Origin of the sequence: Streptomyces sp. NPDC006879, from assembly GCF_042869595.1 — a bacterium.
Taxonomy (GTDB): domain Bacteria; phylum Actinomycetota; class Actinomycetes; order Streptomycetales; family Streptomycetaceae; genus Streptomyces.
The window spans coordinates 38013-54404 of sequence record NZ_JBIAGC010000010.1 but is presented as its reverse complement, the minus strand read 5'-3'; the positions used below and the strand labels follow the sequence as shown (position 1 = coordinate 54404).

Annotated in this window: 17 protein-coding genes and 1 tRNA gene; 12 read left to right on the top strand and 6 right to left on the bottom strand. The window is 70.7% G+C overall.

Going from position 1 to position 16392, the window contains the following annotated elements; all coding sequences use genetic code 11:
- Positions 1-59 precede the first annotated feature (59 nt).
- The 3 genes from opcA (at position 60) to ACFYMC_RS10785 (ending at position 2254) form a co-directional block, all read left to right on the top strand.
- A complete protein-coding gene (gene opcA / locus ACFYMC_RS10795; protein ID WP_388522004.1) occupies positions 60-980 on the top strand; it encodes a glucose-6-phosphate dehydrogenase assembly protein OpcA in 921 nt (306 codons plus the stop codon).
- A gap of 240 nt (positions 981-1220) precedes the next feature.
- On the top strand, positions 1221-1517 hold the full coding sequence (locus tag ACFYMC_RS10790) for a type II toxin-antitoxin system VapB family antitoxin (RefSeq protein WP_003955420.1): 297 nt from the start codon (positions 1221-1223) through the stop codon (positions 1515-1517).
- Between the two features lie 125 nt (positions 1518-1642).
- Positions 1643-2254, top strand: coding sequence for a LytR C-terminal domain-containing protein (locus tag ACFYMC_RS10785; RefSeq protein ID WP_388522296.1), 612 nt, complete (start codon positions 1643-1645; stop codon positions 2252-2254).
- A gap of 64 nt (positions 2255-2318) precedes the next feature.
- Here the strand turns inward: ACFYMC_RS10785 and upp are convergent, their stop codons facing one another.
- On the bottom strand, positions 2319-2954 hold the full coding sequence (upp, locus tag ACFYMC_RS10780) for a uracil phosphoribosyltransferase (protein WP_388522001.1): 636 nt from the start codon (positions 2952-2954) through the stop codon (positions 2319-2321).
- 268 nt (positions 2955-3222) lie between these two features.
- Here upp and ACFYMC_RS10775 point away from each other — a divergent pair, with 268 nt between their 5' ends.
- From ACFYMC_RS10775 to ACFYMC_RS10740, 8 genes are all read left to right on the top strand, one after another.
- Positions 3223-3429: a hypothetical protein gene (locus tag ACFYMC_RS10775; protein ID WP_388521999.1), complete on the top strand. Its 207-nt coding sequence runs from the start codon at positions 3223-3225 to the stop codon at positions 3427-3429.
- A 312-nt stretch (positions 3430-3741) separates the two neighbouring features.
- Positions 3742-4296, top strand: coding sequence for a hypothetical protein (locus tag ACFYMC_RS10770; RefSeq protein ID WP_388521996.1), 555 nt, complete (start codon positions 3742-3744; stop codon positions 4294-4296).
- Between the two features lie 83 nt (positions 4297-4379).
- The gene (tadA, locus tag ACFYMC_RS10765; protein WP_388522294.1) at positions 4380-4808 is read left to right on the top strand and encodes a tRNA adenosine(34) deaminase TadA; all 429 of its coding nucleotides are present in this window, start codon (positions 4380-4382) and stop codon (positions 4806-4808) included.
- Between the two features lie 80 nt (positions 4809-4888).
- Positions 4889-4975, top strand: a tRNA-Ser gene (locus tag ACFYMC_RS10760).
- Positions 4976-5133: 158 nt separating this feature from the next.
- Positions 5134-5406: a hypothetical protein gene (locus ACFYMC_RS10755; RefSeq protein WP_388521993.1), complete on the top strand. Its 273-nt coding sequence runs from the start codon at positions 5134-5136 to the stop codon at positions 5404-5406.
- Positions 5407-5789: 383 nt separating this feature from the next.
- A complete protein-coding gene (locus tag ACFYMC_RS10750; protein ID WP_388521990.1) occupies positions 5790-5954 on the top strand; it encodes a hypothetical protein in 165 nt (54 codons plus the stop codon).
- Between the two features lie 195 nt (positions 5955-6149).
- A complete protein-coding gene (locus ACFYMC_RS10745) occupies positions 6150-6986 on the top strand; it encodes an RNA polymerase sigma factor SigF (protein ID WP_388521988.1) in 837 nt (278 codons plus the stop codon).
- 221 nt (positions 6987-7207) lie between these two features.
- Positions 7208-8080 (top strand): RNA polymerase sigma factor SigF, encoded by an 873-nt coding sequence (locus tag ACFYMC_RS10740; RefSeq protein WP_388521985.1) that lies wholly within the window; start codon positions 7208-7210, stop codon positions 8078-8080.
- Between the two features lie 255 nt (positions 8081-8335).
- Here the strand turns inward: ACFYMC_RS10740 and ACFYMC_RS10735 are convergent, their stop codons facing one another.
- Positions 8336-8542, bottom strand: a complete 207-nt coding sequence (locus ACFYMC_RS10735; RefSeq protein WP_388521982.1) for a hypothetical protein — start codon at positions 8540-8542, stop codon at positions 8336-8338.
- A 199-nt stretch (positions 8543-8741) separates the two neighbouring features.
- Between ACFYMC_RS10735 and ACFYMC_RS10730 the strand changes: the two genes are divergently transcribed.
- Positions 8742-10349 (top strand): MDR family MFS transporter, encoded by a 1608-nt coding sequence (locus ACFYMC_RS10730; RefSeq protein ID WP_388521979.1) that lies wholly within the window; start codon positions 8742-8744, stop codon positions 10347-10349.
- A 16-nt stretch (positions 10350-10365) separates the two neighbouring features.
- On the opposite strand, the gene ACFYMC_RS10725 is transcribed toward ACFYMC_RS10730, so the two are convergent.
- From ACFYMC_RS10725 to ACFYMC_RS10710, 4 genes are all read right to left on the bottom strand, one after another.
- On the bottom strand, positions 10366-11022 hold the full coding sequence (locus tag ACFYMC_RS10725) for a TetR/AcrR family transcriptional regulator (RefSeq protein WP_388521976.1): 657 nt from the start codon (positions 11020-11022) through the stop codon (positions 10366-10368).
- A gap of 99 nt (positions 11023-11121) precedes the next feature.
- Complete coding sequence (locus tag ACFYMC_RS10720) at positions 11122-13377, bottom strand: ArnT family glycosyltransferase (RefSeq protein ID WP_388521973.1); 2256 nt, start codon at positions 13375-13377, stop codon at positions 11122-11124.
- Positions 13374-14702: a glycosyltransferase gene (locus ACFYMC_RS10715; RefSeq protein ID WP_388521970.1), complete on the bottom strand. Its 1329-nt coding sequence runs from the start codon at positions 14700-14702 to the stop codon at positions 13374-13376. The genes ACFYMC_RS10720 and ACFYMC_RS10715 overlap by 4 nt, the downstream gene beginning before the upstream one ends.
- A gap of 25 nt (positions 14703-14727) precedes the next feature.
- A complete protein-coding gene (locus tag ACFYMC_RS10710) occupies positions 14728-16284 on the bottom strand; it encodes a sensor histidine kinase (RefSeq protein ID WP_388521967.1) in 1557 nt (518 codons plus the stop codon).
- Positions 16285-16392: the final 108 nt, after the last annotated feature.

Below are 16392 nucleotides of genomic sequence, written 5' to 3'. Positions count from 1 at the left end.
CTCCGCGCGATTCCCGGGGACTTCGGCCGGATCGGCCGCGCACTGGGAGACTCGCACCCATGAAGACCGAACTCACCGACACCACCTCCAGCCGGGTCAACTCCGCTCTGGTCGCCGCCCGAAGGGCGATCGGCAGCCCCACCACGGGCATGGTCCTCACCCTCCTGGTCGTCACCGACGAGGAGAACGCCTATGACGCGGTACGGGCGGCTTCCGAGGCTTCCCGACAGCATCCGTGCCGCATCATCGCCGTCATCAAACGCTCCGCGCACCGGCCCCGCCGGCTGCGTGAGACCCGGCTGGACGCCGAACTGAGGGTGGGTTCGGACGCCGGAGCCGGAGAGATCGTGCTGCTGCGCCTGCACGGTGACCTGGCCGGGGAGGCGGGGCCCGTGGTACTGCCCCTCCTGCTTCCCGATGCGCCGGTGGTCGCCTGGTGGCCGGCCGACGCACCCGTGGACACGGCCCGCGACGAGCTGGGTGCGCTGGCGCAGCGCCGCATCACCGATGCGTACGCGGTCGCCGATCCACTGGGTGCGCTGGCCACCCGGGCGGCGGCTTACGCACCGGGTGACACCGACCTCGCCTGGACCCGGTTGACGCCCTGGCGCTCGCTGTTGGCCGCGGCGCTCGACCAGCGGCCTGTGCCGGTGACCGGGGCGGTGGTGGAGTCGGAGGTGGAGAACCCCAGCGCCGAGCTCCTCGCCCGCTGGCTGGAGCACCGCCTGGACACCCCGGTGCGCAGGGTGGTCACCGAGGGTCCGGTCATCACGCGCGTCCGGTTGGTGACGGCGGAGGGCGAGATACGGGTGGACCGCCCCGAGGGCGCTCTGGCCACGCTCGCGGTGCCCGGGCGGCCGGACCGCCGGGTCGCTTTGAAGATCCGCACCACCGCTGAGCTGATCGCGGAGGAGCTGCGTCGCCTGGATGCGGACGAGACGTACGCGCACGCCCTGCGCCAGCCGGTGTCACAGCACTGAGGGCTCCCGTGGACCGCGGCTCCGGTGGCGGATCGTCACCGCCGGTGGCTGCCTCCGCGAGCCGGGGTCCACGCAGGCGCGTCAACCGGATGGAACCTCACGACGGGTCTCCGAGGGGCCTCTTCATGGCCCGCGTGGGTGAGTTCACCCCTACCCCTATCCCGTATTGAAGCTATTTGTCGCGCTTACGCCCTCTGGTCATGGCTGCGCCCGCAGCCCCTTGCCCGGTAGGCTTTCCGTGTGATCTTCAAGCGCATCGGAAACGGGCGGCCGTACCCCGACCACGGCCGGGAAAGCACCCGGCAGTGGGCGGACGTCGCGCCACGCCCGGTCCGCCTCGACCAGCTCGTGACCACCAAGGGACAGCTGGACCTAGAGACGCTGCTCGCCGAGGACTCCACCTTCTACGGCGACCTCTTCGCCCACGTCGTGAAGTGGCAGGGCGATCTCTACCTGGAGGACGGGCTGCACCGTGCGGTCCGTGCCGCGCTCCAACAGCGCCAGGTGCTGCACGCGCGCGTGCTCGAACTCGGCTGATCGGCCGCACGGACGCGTATTTGCCCCCTTTCGGGTCGCACCCCCGCCCGCAATAGATCATTTAGTAGGCATCTTGACCGGGCCGGACTACGCTGCCTTCCATGAGCATGCTCACTCCCCCCGGCATGGGCGGAAAGTACCGCGTCACGGGGAACACCTATCCCCGGATGCGCCGGCGTGGGCGCCGCAGGATCGTCCTTGCCGCGCTCACCGGCGCCCTCGTCCTCGGTCTGCTGGGCTGGGGGACCCTGCAGCTCATCGACGTCTTCCTCGGTGATTCCGGGAAAGCCAAGGCAGCTGCCGCAAAGCGCGAGTGCGCCCCCGACAAGACCTCGGGCGTCGCGAGCGCCGTACCGGCCGTCGCGCTGCCCAAGCCGGGTCAGATCACCGTCAACGTCTACAACGCCACACCACGCAGCGGACTGGCCAAGTCCGTGAGCGAGGAACTCAAGAAGCGTGGCTTCACGGTCGGCAAGGTGGGCAACGCGCCGCCGGCCCTGGACAAGAAAGTCCCCGGCACCGGCATACTGCTCGGCTCCCCCAAGACCGACAAGGCCGTCTACTCCGTGCTCGGCGCCCAGCTGGCCGGCGAGAAGCTCCAGACCGACACCCGGGCCACCGCGGACGTGGACCTGATCCTCGGCACCGCCTTCAAGGAGCTCTCGCCCAAGGTCGAGGTCGACACCGCCCTGGCCGCGCTGGCCCAGCCGGTGGCCGCCCCGGCCCCCAAGTGCTGACCTCACGGATCAGCGCGGACGACGGGACGGTTCCCAGGCCACAACAGGGGCGCCGGTCCCGAGGCTACTCGGCGGCGCCGTACATGCGGTCGCCCGCGTCGCCCAGGCCGGGCACGATGTAGCCCTGCTCGTTGAGACGCTCGTCGACCGCGGCCGTCACGACGGTCACCGGGGTGCCCGCCAGTTCGCGCTCCATGACCTCCACGCCCTCCGGCGCCGCCAGCAGGACCACGGCGGTGACGTCGTCCGCACCGCGCCTGATCAGTTCCTGGATCGCCGCGACCAAAGTGCCGCCGGTGGCGAGCATCGGGTCCACCACGTACACCTGACGGCCGGAGAGGTCCTCCGGCATCCGGGTGGCGTACGTGGAGGCCTCCAGGGTCTCCTCGTTGCGGACCATGCCCAAGAAGCCCACCTCGGCCGTCGGCAGCAGCCGGACCATGCCGTCGAGCATGCCCAGGCCGGCCCGCAGGATCGGGACCACCAGCGGGCGCGGGTGGGAGAGCTTGACCCCGGTGGTCGGACCCACCGGGGTCTCGATGTCGGCCTGCTCGGTGCGCACGTCCCGGGTGGCCTCGTAGGCGAGCAGCGTGACCAGCTCGTCCGCAAGTCGACGGAAGGTGGGGGAATCGGTGCGCCTGTCGCGCAGAGTGGTGAGTTTGTGCGCCACCAGCGGGTGGTCGACGACCTGCAAACGCACAACATCCTCCAGGGGGCTTCATCAGGGTTACGGCCTGCGGAAACGGCCGCAAGACGCGACCTGCACCCAAGAGGCTACGCGCTGATCTCACCCGTCAGCATCCATAGGGGCCAGGCCGCGCCCGGCGGCGGCCGGGCGGCCAGCCGGCGGGCGTACGCCCGCGCAACCCGGGACTAGCATCAGAAGCCCCCCACGGGGGAAGGTGGTCGTGGGAGGGCTCCCCGCGACGCGCGGGGGGACACGGAAGAGCCCGGGGTGATGGTGGCCCATGCCCGACACGCACGAGGAACCAGCCGAGCGGAGCGAAGCGGAGGATCAGCAGCCGCAGGAGACCGACGCCCAGCGCCGACAGCGCCGCGCCCGGTTCCTGCGGGAACTGCACGAGGCCCGCGAACTGCGCGCCAGGGTGCAGCCGCGCCGGGCCCGGGCCGCTCGCATGCGACAGCAAATGCGGATGCGCACCTTCCGCTGGTGAGCCGCTCCGCACGCCTCCCCCGGCACTGACCCCGCCTCCAACACCCCCTCCGCCCGCCGACGGGGCGCCTGCGGTGACCGCCCGACCGCCCCTCGTCAGCCGCGGGACGCGACTGCCCACCTTTGGCCTTCTCCTGTGCCCACCACCGGCTCTACCGTGGGAGCGCACCGCGGCACGGCACGACGCAAGCGCGGAAGACCTCTCGCAACGTCGTCGTTTCTGCCACGATGCCGACTGGGCGGGGCTAGGTGCGGCGACGACCGTTCCTCCCTCCCCAACCTCCGGCCGGGGGGACCCCCAACCGGCACGCCTATGACCAGTGGGAGAGTCACGGTGTACATCGCCGCACTGCTCGCGCGCACCGAAGACGGGTGGGAAGCGAGCGACACGGAGCTCGACGACGTCGAGACGCTGTCAGATCTGACCGAACTGGCCCGTGAGGCCTCGACCGACGAGGACACGGTCCTCGTCTACATCGAGCAGGAGGACGCCTGGTTCGGCGTCGTCCGGGTGGACGGCGAGGAGGATCCTCGTATCTACCTCTCCGACGCCCAGGCCGCTGCCCGCAGCTCGTACGGCGAGATCCTGCTCACCGACGAACTGCTCGGCCGCGATCCCGAAGACGAGGACGAACTGGACGACCTGGACCTGGACGGCACCGAGGACGGTGAGCCGACCGGGTACGACACGGAGGAAGAGGAGGCGGATACGGACGCCGAGACCATCCCCGCGGGCCCGATCGGCGACCGCCAGATCCTCGCGGATCTGGGCATGCCCGAAGGAGAACTCAGCTCCCTCGACACGGACGCCTTGAGCTCCATCGCAGACGCCTTGGGCGTCTCCGACATGCTGGAGGCCGTCCGCTAGTGGCGAGCGAGCACCACCCCACACCACCGTTGCCCGCCACGGCGGACCAACCGGACCCGGTGCGGGACCCCTGGCAGGCGCCCATGCGCCTCGCCCTGGAGGAAGCCGCACGGGCGGCGGCGGCCGGCGACGTGCCGGTCGGCGCCGTCGTGCTGGCCGAGGACGGCACGTTGCTGGCCACCGGCCACAACGAGCGCGAACAGAAGGGTGATCCGACCGCCCACGCGGAGGTCCTCGCGCTGCGCCGGGCGGCGCAGGTCCACGGAGAGTGGCGGCTCTCCGGCTGCACGCTGGTCGTCACCCTGGAGCCCTGCGTGATGTGCGCGGGCGCCCTGGTGCAGTCCCGGGTGGCGCGCCTGGTCTACGGCGCCCGGGACGAGAAGGCCGGGGCCGTGGGCTCACTGTGGGACCTGGTGCGCGACCGCAGGCTCAACCACCGGCCCGAGGTGATCCAGGGCGTCCTTCAGCAGGAGTGCGCCGCCCAGCTCACCGCGTTCTTCCGGAACCGCTGAGGTGGCCCCCCGGCGCCCCTCGCAGCGGTGGCCGGGGGCGGATTTCGAAGCAGGGCCCCCCTTGGGCTAAGCTCTCTCTCGGTAGCGTGTCCGAGCGGCCTAAGGAGCACGCCTCGAAAGCGTGTGAGGGGGCAACTCCTCCGTGGGTTCAAATCCCACCGCTACCGCTGGTAGACGGAAGGGCGATCCCATCACGGGGTCGCCCTTCCGCGTTCCGTGCTGCGGGACGGGCGGACGGTGCCGTCCGCGCCACGACCGGGACCCGGTTCGGACGAATCGACCCCCCGCCGCGTTTCCGAGTGAAGCACTCGGACGTTGTCACGGCATGACCAAGACCAAGCGCTTCCTCACCGCCGTCGCACTGGCCGCCGGCGCCGCCGGGATCGGTGCCGGCTCCGCCGCCGCCCTCCCCGCGCTGCCGTTGCCCGAGCTTCCCGCAGCCGCACCCGATATGCCGGCCGCCGCCCAGCCCGAGCTGAACGAGCTGGCTCCGACCATCCTGCGCGGGGCCAGCGAGGCCAATCAGCTGATGGACGCGATCCCGCAGCTGACGGCACCCGTGCAGCCGGTGATCGACATCGCCAGCGGACTGGAGTAGGACCTTCGCGCAGATGGCGAGGGGTCGGTATGCACCGAAGGCCCCGACCGGGGGTCGGGGCCTTCGGTGCACGCGGGACAGGGGAAACGGGATCGGGGGAGACACTCCGTTTCCCCGCTCCGGACGGAATCCTCCGGTCCGGGCCACGGTCAGGGGGGAAGCCCGTAGCCAGGACCCCGCACTGAGGCCCAGTCCCAGCGCCCACCGGATTCCTGCCAGATCCGGCGGGCTCGTGCCTCCATCCTGGCCCCTCATGACGCGCTCCCGGCCCGGCAAAGGGCCCGGTTCCGCAGGTCCTTGGTCCATAAAGGCCTGGTGAGTGCGGAAAGTCGACCGGATAGACTCACCCGACTTTGCTGGAGACCGGTTGGGGAGGCCGATCGATGGTGGAAACCAAGAAGATCGCACTGTGGATCGTCACCATCTTCGTGCTGTACACGATCATCACCCAGCCGGCGAAGGCGGCCGATTTCGTGCAGATCGGCTTCCAGGGGATATCCGACGCAGCCCGCGGCATCGGACAGTTCATGACCGAACTGGTGCGCTGATCGCACATGGACGCCGGCCTCCCACCCCGCGGTGGGAGGCCTTTCGCATACCCCGTTTGCTGGGGCATTTTCTCCCAACTTGCCCACAACACGGCGATATATGGTGCTTGCGCCAAGTGCACATGTCTTGTGATGCTATGACCGCTTTTGACGGAAGAGTGGACAGAGTTGACCAGCGAAGGGGTGGCGTAAACCGTGCCGGCCAGTACTGCGCCTCAGGTGCCGCCCCAACCGGACGAGCCCCAGGCCCCGCCCGCCCGACCAGCGGGCCGTGGCGCCGACACCCGGGCGCTCACCCAGATGCTCTTCGGAGAGCTCAAGCAGCTTCCCCCGGGCAGCCCGGAGCGCCACCGGGTGCGCGGCGCGCTCATCGAGGCGAACCTCCCCCTGGTCCGGTACGCGGCGGCCCGGTTCCGCAGCCGCAACGAACCCATGGAGGACGTGGTCCAGGTCGGCACCATCGGCCTGATCAACGCCATCGACCGTTTCGACCCCGACCGCGGGGTGCAGTTCCCGACCTTCGCGATGCCCACCGTCGTGGGCGAGATCAAGCGCTACTTCCGCGACAACGTCCGCACCGTGCACGTACCCCGGCGCCTCCACGAGCTCTGGGTGCAGGTCAACGGAGCCACGGAGGACCTCACCACCCTCCACGGCCGTACGCCCAGCACCGCCGAGATCGCCGAGCGGTTGCGCATCAGCGAGGAGGAGGTGCTGGCCTGCATCGAGGCCGGCCGCTCCTACCACGCCACCTCCCTGGAAGCCGCCCAGGAGGGCGACGGCATGCCGGGCCTGGTCGACCGGCTGGGGTACGAGGACCCCGAGCTCGCCGGAGTGGAGCACCGCGACCTGGTGCGCCACCTCCTGGTCCAGCTACCCGAACGCGAACAGCGGATCCTCCTGCTGCGCTACTACAACAATCTGACGCAGTCCCAGATCAGTGCCGAGCTGGGGGTGTCCCAGATGCACGTGTCCCGGCTGCTGGCCCGGAGCTTCGCGCGACTGCGTTCCGCAAACCGGATCGATGCATAGCTGGAACGAGTGGTAGTCGCTTTTCAGTTTTCCCGACAGAAGCGGCCGATACCCCCTCACTCCTGCGCAGATATGTCGACTTGGCGCTACAGCGCGTTGACGACTTGTGACATTCTGCTGGAACCGCGTTTGCCGCAGCCCTGCCTCCGGTATTCAGGTGGAGGCTGCGTTCCTCCGACGGGAGCGCCCGACGCGACCGTCCGCGACCTCAAGGGGGTGGCATGTCCGCAGAACAGGGCAGCGCAAAGGTGCTTGCACCGCCGCCGACCGTGCCCGACGCACCAGCGTCGGCTACACCGACGACCGTGCTCGAACGCCCGGAAGCCATCGACACCCGGACCCTCTCCCGCTCCCTGTTCCTGAGGCTCGCCGCTCTGGACCGCGAGGAACCGGACAGCGTGGAGCGCGCCTACGTGCGTGACACCCTGATCGAGTTGAACCTGCCTTTGGTGCGCTACGCGGCGGCCCGGTTCCGCAGTCGTAACGAGCCCATGGAAGACATCGTGCAGGTCGGCACCATCGGCCTGATCAAGGCGATCGACCGGTTCGACTGTGAACGCGGGGTGGAATTCCCGACCTTCGCGATGCCCACCGTCGTGGGCGAGATCAAACGGTTCTTCCGGGACACCTCCTGGTCGGTGCGGGTACCCCGGCGCCTTCAGGAGCTACGTCTGGCACTCACCAAGGCCAGCGACGAGCTGGCCCAGAAGCTGGACCGCTCGCCCACGGTCCCCGAACTGGCTGCCGCGCTCGGGGTCTCCGAGGAGGACGTGGTCGACGGCCTCGCCGTGGGCAACGCCTACACGGCCTCCTCGCTGGACTCGCCCTCCTTGGAGGACGACGGTGGGGAGGGCTCGCTCGCCGACCGACTCGGCTACGAGGACGCCGCGCTGGAGGGCGTCGAATACCGGGAGTCGCTCAAGCCGCTGCTCGCCAAACTCCCGCCCCGGGAGCGGCAGATCATCATGCTGCGGTTCTTCGCCAACATGACCCAGTCGCAGATCGGCGAAGAGGTCGGCATCTCACAGATGCACGTCTCGCGACTGCTGACGCGCACGCTGGCGCAACTGCGCGAGGGGTTGATCGGCGACTGATCGTCCGCCGGTTCCCGATCCGAACGGCGGCAGGGGTGCACCGGCCACGAGGTGGTGAAACCGGCGCGGCCCGCTCCGGGCTGCGGTGACCCGAGGTCAGCGCAGCCCGGCGCGGGCACGAGCGGTCACCACGGGCACGCGGCCCGGATCCCGCACCGGTCGGCCCGGACTCGCGGCGAGCACGGCGGCACTTCGCACACCGATCCGCGACCGGCGAAGAGGGCGGGTGCCCGCGCGGTTCCGGTACCGCGGGGTTCAGCCGAGCGCGAGCCAGGCCACGCCGCCAAGGACGACCAGTACGGCCACGACGCCGAGGATCAGGCCGACCCGCGGGCCCGAGGAGGCCGGCGCGGCGGCCTGCGGCCTACGGGTTTCGCCCTCGTCCACGAAGGCACGGAACATCTGGGTGCTGCCCGCCGGGTCGTAGTTGCCCTCGGGGCCCTGAGAGTTGTGTGCAGCCATGGCCGGACCCTAGCGAACTGTGCCTACCCGGCCCAAGCCCGGGAGGCGCCCGGGTTCACATCAGGCCGGGTCGAGGGCGGCTGGGACGATATGAGCCTTTCCCAAGGTTTTACCGCACCAACGGACGGTTTCGTTGCTTGTGTAAACCATTCACTTCTATGGTGGTTGCCTTAAGCAATCAAGGTGAGAGGAGTGCGCCATGGGGGCGACCACGTCCACGGCCACCGGTGTGCCAGAAAGCCGGGCCGAGACCGGCGCGCCCATGACCCACCCACAGATCATGAAGGCCCTGTCCGGTCTGATGCTCGGCATGTTCGTGGCGATCCTGTCGTCCACGATCGTCTCCAACGCCCTGCCGCAGATCATCACCGACCTCGGCGGCACCCAGTCCTCGTACACCTGGGTGGTCACCTCCGCCCTGCTGTCGATGACCGCCGCCACCCCCCTGTGGGGCAAGCTGGCCGACCTCTTCAGCAAGAAGCTGCTGGTCCAGATATCCCTGGTGATCTACGTCCTGGGCTCCGTGGTCGCGGGCCTCTCCCAGAACACCGGCACCCTGATCGCCTGCCGCGTGGTCCAGGGCATCGGAGTGGGCGGCCTCTCGGCCCTCGCCCAGATCGTCATGGCCGCGATGATCTCCCCGCGCGAGCGCGGACGCTACAGCGGCTACCTCGGCGCCGTCTTCGCGGTGGCCACCGTCGGCGGCCCGCTGCTCGGCGGGGTCATCACCGACACCGAGTGGCTGGGATGGCGCTGGTGCTTCTACGTGGGAGTGCCCTTCGCCGTGATCGCCCTGATCGTGCTCCAGAAGACACTGCGCCTACCCGTGGTCAAACGGGACGTCAAGGTGGACTGGACCGGCGCCTTCCTGATCAGCGCGGCGGTCTCGCTGCTCCTCATCTGGGTCACCCAGGCCGGCCACTCCTACGACTGGCTGTCCTGGCAGACGTACACCATGACGGCCGGCGCGGTCCTGCTCGGCGTGCTCTTCGTGGTCGCGGAGTCCAAGGCCAGCGACCCGATCATCCCGCTGCGGATGTTCCGGAACAGGACCATCACGCTGGCCTCCGGCGCCTCGCTCTTCGTCGGCGTGGCCATGTTCTCCAGCACCGTGTTCTTCAGCCAGTACTTCCAACTGGCCCGCGGCGAGACCCCGACCATGTCCGGCCTGCTCACCATCCCGATGATCGGCGGCCTGTTCGTCTCCTCCACACTGTCCGGCCAGATCATCACCAAGACCGGCCGCTGGAAGGCCTGGCTGGTCATCGGCGGCGTCCTGCTGACAGCGGGTCTCGGACTGCTCGGCACCATGCGCCACGACACCGAGTACGGGCGGATCGCGATCTTCATGGCGCTCACCGGACTCGGCCTCGGCATGATGATGCAGAACCTGGTCCTCGCCACGCAGAACCAGGTCGCCCCGCAGGACCTGGGCGTCGCCAGCTCCGTCGTGACCTTCTTCCGCTCTCTCGGCGGCGCCGTCGGCGTCTCCGCCCTCGGCGCGCTGATGGCCAACCAGGTCACCGGATACGTGGAGGACGGCCTCGTAGAACTCGGTCCCAAGGCCGCCGCGCTCGGCCACGGCGGCACGGGAGGCGGGGGCATCCCCGATCTGGACAAGCTCCCCGCCCCCTTGCGAACCGTCATCGAAAGCGCCTACGGGCACGGTGTGGCCGACGTGTTCAGCGTCGTGGCGCCCACCGCCCTGCTCGCCCTGCTGCTCATCCTGTTCATCAAGGAAGTCCCCTTGAGGTCCAGGGCAATGGCCGCGCAGCCGGAGCAGGAAGTGGTCGCCGCGGACCGCTGAGGCCCGGTCTTCCCTTTCACGTGGCAGGACCGGGGCGGGGACGCTTCGCCTCGATGCCTGCGACGAGGACGTCCACCGCGAAGGCGAACTCCGCCTCCGGAGCGCCTTCCCGGGCGCCACAAGGGTGCGCACACCCCTGGAGGAACTGGGTCACCGCCAGCCGGGCCCCGGCGCGCCCTTCGGGGGCCAGCCCCGTGGCGGCCAACAGTCTGCACAGGCTCTGGTCGAAGGCCGTGGCGTGCGGGCCGATGTTGGGGTACTCACGGGCCAGCACGGCCAGCCATGGATGCCGGACCAGCAGGCGTCGGTACCCGAGGGCGAGGGCCCGCAGCGCGTTCGACCACTCTCGCCGCCCCTCGGTCGTGAACTCCTTCGAGGATGGTGGGAGTTCACCGATCGCCGCGTCCAGGGCGAGCTCCAGGAGGTCGTGCTTGGTGTCCACGTACCAGTACAACGACATCGCCGTGACGCCGAGTTCACCGGCGAGACGGCGCATCGAGAAGCGGGACAGCCCGTCGGAGTCCAACAGCCGGACCGCGGCGGCGGTGATGCTGCCCCGGCACAGAGCGGGCTCGCGGCCCGACCGGCGTCTGGAGACACCGGGGTGAACGGTCCGCCACACGCTGGTACGAGCCGGCCCATCGGCCTTCGCGGGATCGGCCGCAGTCGCCATCAGGCACCCTCCATCGTCCGGCGGGCGGACCGGTTTGCCCGGTCCGCCCGTCTTCCTGACACCAGAGTGCCCCATCCGCGGTGCCGTCCGCGGGGCGGATCAGCTCTTCGGTGCGGTCAGGTCGTAGAGGGTGGTTCCACCCACCGTGACCTGGGTGAAGTTCTCCGTCACCCAGGTGGTGATGGAGGTACTGGTGTTGCCCTCGGGGCTCCCTCCGGGCCGCCCTCCTCGGTCTCCGCCCGCGACGAAGTAGTGGATCTTGCCCTGCTGCACGTACTCCTGGAACTGCGCCAGCGTCGGCGAGGGATCGCTCCCGTTGAATCCACCGATGGCCATCACCGGCTGTTGGGTGGCGAGTTGGTAGCTCGCGGCATTCTGCGCCCCGATCGCGGCAGCCACCCAGGTGTACGAGTCCGCGTCCTTCTCCAGCGCCGCTTCGGTTGCCGCGTCGACGGAGGCGCCCCGGATCAGTCCGCCCATGCCGGCGCCGCCGCGCCCGGCACCGGCGCCCTCGCCGTCTTGCCCTCCAGGCCCCTTCAGCGCACCCTGACCGAGCGCCTGGCCCTTGCCCCGGCCCTGACCCGCGCCCTGGCCGCCCTGGCCGCCCTGGCCAGGCGGCATGCCCAACCCCTGACCCGCGCCCTGGCCTTGCCCCGCGCCCTGACCAGGCGGCATGCCCAACCCCTGACCCGCGCCCTGGCCTTGCCCCGCGCCCTGACCAGGCGGCATGCCCAACCCCTGACCCGCGCCCTGGCTCTGACCCTGGCCGGGGAAGCCGCCGGGCGGCAGCGTGCCGTTGCCACCCGGACCTCGTCCCGGGCCGCCGCCCGGGCCGCCCCGGGCACCCTCGACCGCCGGCCCGGCAGTCACGATCGACCCGGTGTGACCGGTGTTGAGGGTCGTCAACGTGTACGCCAGCGGACCCACCAGACCCGCTGCCAGCGCCAGCCCCGCCGCCCCCAGGGCCAGCCGACGGCCACCCAGCCGGCTGCCCGCCAACAGGCCGACAGCCGCGCCCAGTCCGGCCGCGAGCACCACCCAACGCAGCGCGGGCAGGTAGTCGGGGGACCTGGAGAGCAGCACGTACGACCACAGACCGCTCACCGCTGCCGTGCCTGCGAGGGCGGCAGCCGCCACCGGCGTGTGCCGCTCCTCCCACAACACGCTCACGCCCATGCCGACCAGCGCCGCGATGTAGGGGGCGAGGGCGACCGTGTAGTACTCGTGGAAGATCCCCTGCATCAGGCTGAACACCAGGCCGGTGGTCAGTAGCGCGCCGCCCCAGGCCAGGAACGCGGCCCGGGCGGTGTCGGTCCGCGGCGCCCGCCAAGTGATCACGAGGCCGGCCAGCAGGAGCAGCAGGGCCGCGGGCAGCAGCCAGGAGATCTGACCGCCGATGTTCCCGGAGAAGAGCCGGTCCAGGCCGGTCTCACCCCAGCCCCCGCCACGGCCCCCACCACCTCCGCCGACGCTGCCGGTCTCCTCACCGTTGATCCGGCCCAGGCCGTTGTAGCCCAGGGTCAGTTCCAGGAAGGAGTTGTTCTGCGAGCCACCGATGTACGGCCGGGAGTCAGCCGGCCACCACTCCACGACGGCCACCCACCAGCCACCCGTGACGACCAACGCAAATGCGGCGCCCAGCAGTTGCCACAACCTTCGCAGTGGCCGGGTGGGGGCGCACACCGCGTAGACCAGGGCCAGCGGCGGCAGGATCACGAAGGCTTGCAGGGTCTTGGTGAGGAAGGCCAGGCCGACGGCCGCCCCAGCCGCGAGCAACCAGCCGGTGCGGGCCCGCTCCAGGGAACGCAGCAGGCAGTACACGGCGACGGTCATCAACAGAGCGAGCAACGCGTCGGGGTTGTTGAAGCGGAACATCAGCGCGGCCACCGGGGTGAGCGCGAACACCACTCCGGCGATCAACGCGGCGGCAGCGCTGAACCTGCGTCGAACAGCCGCGTAGAGCACCGCGGCGGTGGCAACGCCCATCAGCACCTGTGGCAGCAGGATCTGCCAGGAACCGAGTCCGAACAGGCGCACGGACAGTGCCATCGGCCACAGGGAGGCCGGAGGCTTGTCGACCGTGATGGCGTTCGCGGCGTCCAGCGAGCCGAAGAAGAAGGCCTTCCAGCTCTCGCTGCCGGCTTGGACGGCTGCGGAGTAGAAGGAGTTGGCGTACCCGGAGGCGCCGAGGTTCCAGCAGTAGAGCAGCGCGGTGGTGAGCAGCAGGGCGACGAAGGCGGGGCGCTCCCAGCGCGGCCGGCCGCCGGTGGGCTCGGCGGGTGCCCGACCGTGCCGGAAAGTGCCCGAGGGCGGTTCGGCCGGTGCCGCGGGGTTGGCTGGTGTGGCCGTGGTCATCGGGCCTCCTTGAAAGTGACGGTGGTCCGGCGCTCGGGGAAGACCCAGGCCCGGTAGAGCAGGAACCGCAGGACGGTGGCGGCGAGGTTGGCGACGATCAGCACGGCGAGCTCGGTGCCGTGTCCGGGGTCGTCGGTGGCGGCGTCGAGAGCGACCAGCGAGCCGCTGGTCAACACAAGGCCGATGGCGAAGACCACAAGCCCCTGCGCCTGGTGGCGCAGGGCCCGGTCCCGACCGCGGACGCCGAAGGTGAGCCTGCGGTTGGCGGCCGTGTTGGCGATCGCGGACAGCAGGAGGGCGGCGCCGTTGGCCGTCTGGGCGCCCAGACCGGTACGGAAGAGGGAGTACAGCGCGAGGTAGACGAGGGTGCTGAGGGCGCCGATCGCGCAGAAGCCCAGGAGTTGGCGGGCCAGGCCACCGGGGACGCCGTGCAGCGACCGGTCGCGGGGGTCGTCGCCGAAGGGCCGGGCGAGCCGGTCCAGCGGCAGCGCACCACCGGCCAGGGCCCGGCCCACCCGCCACATGCCCTTGAGGTCCTCGGTGGCGGTCCGGACCACATGGACGGAGGAGTTCGGGTCGTCGACCCAGTCCACCGGCACCTCGTGGATGCGTAGCCCGGCGCGTTCGGCCAGGACCAGCAGTTCCGTGTCGAAGAACCAGCCCGAGTCCTCGACCAGCGGCAGCAACGACACCGCCACCTCGCGCCGGATCGCCTTGAATCCGCACTGCGCATCACTGAAACGGGTGGCCAGGGAGCCGCGCAGCAGGAGGTTGTAGGCGCGGGAGATGAACTCCCGCTTGGGGCCGCGCACCACCCGCGAGGAGCGGGCCAGCCGGGTTCCGATGGCGAGGTCGGAGTGTCCGGAGATCAGTGGGGCGACGAGCGGCAGCAGGGCGTTGAGGTCGGTGGACAGGTCCACGTCCATGTAGGCGAGGACGGGCGCCTCAGAACGGGACCACACGGTGCGCAGGGCGCGCCCGCGGCCCTTCTCCGCAAGGCGGACCACCCGCACCGTCGGGTTCTCGGCGACGAGTTCCGCCGCCACCTCGGGGGTGCGGTCGGTGCTCGCGTTGTCGGCGACGGTGATCCGGAACGGGTACGGGAAGGTGCGGGTGAGGTGCTCGTGCAGGCGGTGCACACAGGGTCCGAGGTCGCGTTCCTCGTTGTAGACGGGAACGACCACGTCCAGGACCGGGGTGGTGGGTGGCGGTGCGGGCCACTGTTGGAGCTGCGGCCCGGGCCCCTCCCGGACCGGGAAGACCGGGAGGTGCTCACGGGGCGGAAGTGCGCCGGGGAGAGCACCGGCGGGAGTGTCGGTTCGCATGCCCCGACACTCCCGGGCCGTGCTGTCATACCCGTGTGCTGAAGCTGTGCTGCACCTGTGAGTTGGGGGCCCTCGGGTCGGCGGACGCCGCGCTCTCGATCGCTGCGCCGACGGCCGGCGCCTTCGATTCCGGTTTCACCAGCGGCCCGTGTGCGGGCAGCCGGACCCGGAACACCGTGCGCCCGGGATCGCTCTGTACGGCCACCTCACCGCCATGGGCGGTGACCACGGCCTGCACGATGGCCAGCCCCAGGCCGGTGGAACCGGCGTGCCGCGACCGGGAGGCGTCACCGCGGGCGAAGCGTTCGAAGACGTGGGGCAGCAGCCCGGGTGGGATGCCAGGGCCGTTGTCCTCGATCTCCAGGAGGGTGCTGGGCCGGTTGCTGGTGGTCTGCGGCCCGCCCGGTTCGGTGGCGCGGACGCGTGCGGTGACGGTGGTCCCCGGTGGGGTGTGGGTGCGCGCGTTCGCCAGGAGGTTGACGAGGATCTGTTGGATCCGGGGCGCATCGGCCCAGATCACCGCCTCGGCGGCTTCCTCCGAGGGAAGCTCCAGGCGCCAGCGGTGATCGGGGCCGGCGGCCCGGGCATCGCTGAGGGCGTCGACGACCAAAGGCAACAGATCAGTGCTCTGGTACGAGAGCGGGCGCCCCGAATCCAGCCGGGCCAGCAACAGGAGGTCTTCCACCAGACCCGTCATCCGCGCAGCCTCGGACTCGATGCGGCCCAGGGCGTGCTGCGTATCGGGGCCGATCTCCTCGCGCCCCCGCCGGGTCAGCTCCGCGTACCCGCGGATCGAGGCCAACGGGGTACGCAGTTCGTGACTGGCATCGGCCACGAACTGTCGGACCCGCGTCTCGCTCTCCTGGCGTGCCGACAGCGCCGAACCGACGTGTCCCAGCATCCTGTTGAGCGCGGCGCCGACCTGACCGACCTCCGTGCGCGGGTCCGCCTCGGCCTCCGGAACCCGCTCGTGCAGAGCCACCACGCCGCGGTGCAGGGGCAGTTCCGAAACCCGGGTGGCGGTGGCCGCGACCCTCCGCAACGGCCTCAGGGCCACCCCGACCAGCGCCTGCCCGGCCAGACCAGCCGCGATCACACCGGCGGCGGTCACACACACCTCGACCACGATCAGGGTGCCGACCGTTCCCTGAACCCCCGACAGCGGAAAGCCCACCACCAGCGAGCCGTTGGGAGCCTCCAGCACCCGGAAGTCACCGAGCCCGGGCACCTCCACGGAAACCGGCCGCGGCGCGGCAGCGTCCCGCTGCCCCCCGGAGTCCACCGCGTCCGCCAGGGCGGCTGCCTGCTCGGTGGTCAGTGCCACCCGGTCCCGGTCCACGCTGCGCGCCCCCGCGACCGCCTGCCCGTCCGAGGACAGCCGCACCCCGACGGTCCCCAGCGGGTTGCCGGGCCCGTTGACGAAGTGCAGCGGATCGGGATCGCGGGCCGGGCCACGCCGGGTGAGCTCCACCGCGGTGACCAACTGCTCGTCCAACTGCCCCACCAGGTGGGAACGGAGGGCGAGGGTGGTGACCGTACCGATGGCCGCCCCCACGACCGCGATCAGCAGCACCGCGGACACCACCAGCCGGGTGCGCAGTGACCACGGGCGACGGCCAAACGCCCGCCGCGCCCGACCACCGGGCGCGGGCCGGGCGGCGGAACGCCGTCGGAGACCCCACGGGAGCAC

Excerpts from the sequence above, each read along its gene's own strand:
- opcA (WP_388522004.1), top strand. The coding sequence starts at position 60 with ATGAAGACCGAACTCACCGACACCACCTCCAGCCGGGTCAACTCCGCT.
- ACFYMC_RS10785 (WP_388522296.1), top strand. The coding sequence starts at position 1,643 with ATGGGCGGAAAGTACCGCGTCACGGGGAACACCTATCCCCGGATGCGC.
- ACFYMC_RS10775 (WP_388521999.1), top strand. The coding sequence starts at position 3,223 with ATGCCCGACACGCACGAGGAACCAGCCGAGCGGAGCGAAGCGGAGGAT.
- ACFYMC_RS10770 (WP_388521996.1), top strand. The coding sequence starts at position 3,742 with ATGACCAGTGGGAGAGTCACGGTGTACATCGCCGCACTGCTCGCGCGC.
- tadA (WP_388522294.1), top strand. The coding sequence starts at position 4,380 with ATGCGCCTCGCCCTGGAGGAAGCCGCACGGGCGGCGGCGGCCGGCGAC.
- ACFYMC_RS10755 (WP_388521993.1), top strand. The coding sequence starts at position 5,134 with ATGACCAAGACCAAGCGCTTCCTCACCGCCGTCGCACTGGCCGCCGGC.
- ACFYMC_RS10750 (WP_388521990.1), top strand. The coding sequence starts at position 5,790 with ATGGTGGAAACCAAGAAGATCGCACTGTGGATCGTCACCATCTTCGTG.
- ACFYMC_RS10740 (WP_388521985.1), top strand. The coding sequence starts at position 7,208 with ATGTCCGCAGAACAGGGCAGCGCAAAGGTGCTTGCACCGCCGCCGACC.
- ACFYMC_RS10735 (WP_388521982.1), bottom strand. The coding sequence starts at position 8,542 with ATGGCTGCACACAACTCTCAGGGCCCCGAGGGCAACTACGACCCGGCG.
- ACFYMC_RS10730 (WP_388521979.1), top strand. The coding sequence starts at position 8,742 with ATGGGGGCGACCACGTCCACGGCCACCGGTGTGCCAGAAAGCCGGGCC.
- ACFYMC_RS10725 (WP_388521976.1), bottom strand. The coding sequence starts at position 11,022 with ATGGCGACTGCGGCCGATCCCGCGAAGGCCGATGGGCCGGCTCGTACC.
- ACFYMC_RS10720 (WP_388521973.1), bottom strand. The coding sequence starts at position 13,377 with ATGACCACGGCCACACCAGCCAACCCCGCGGCACCGGCCGAACCGCCC.
- ACFYMC_RS10715 (WP_388521970.1), bottom strand. The coding sequence starts at position 14,702 with ATGCGAACCGACACTCCCGCCGGTGCTCTCCCCGGCGCACTTCCGCCC.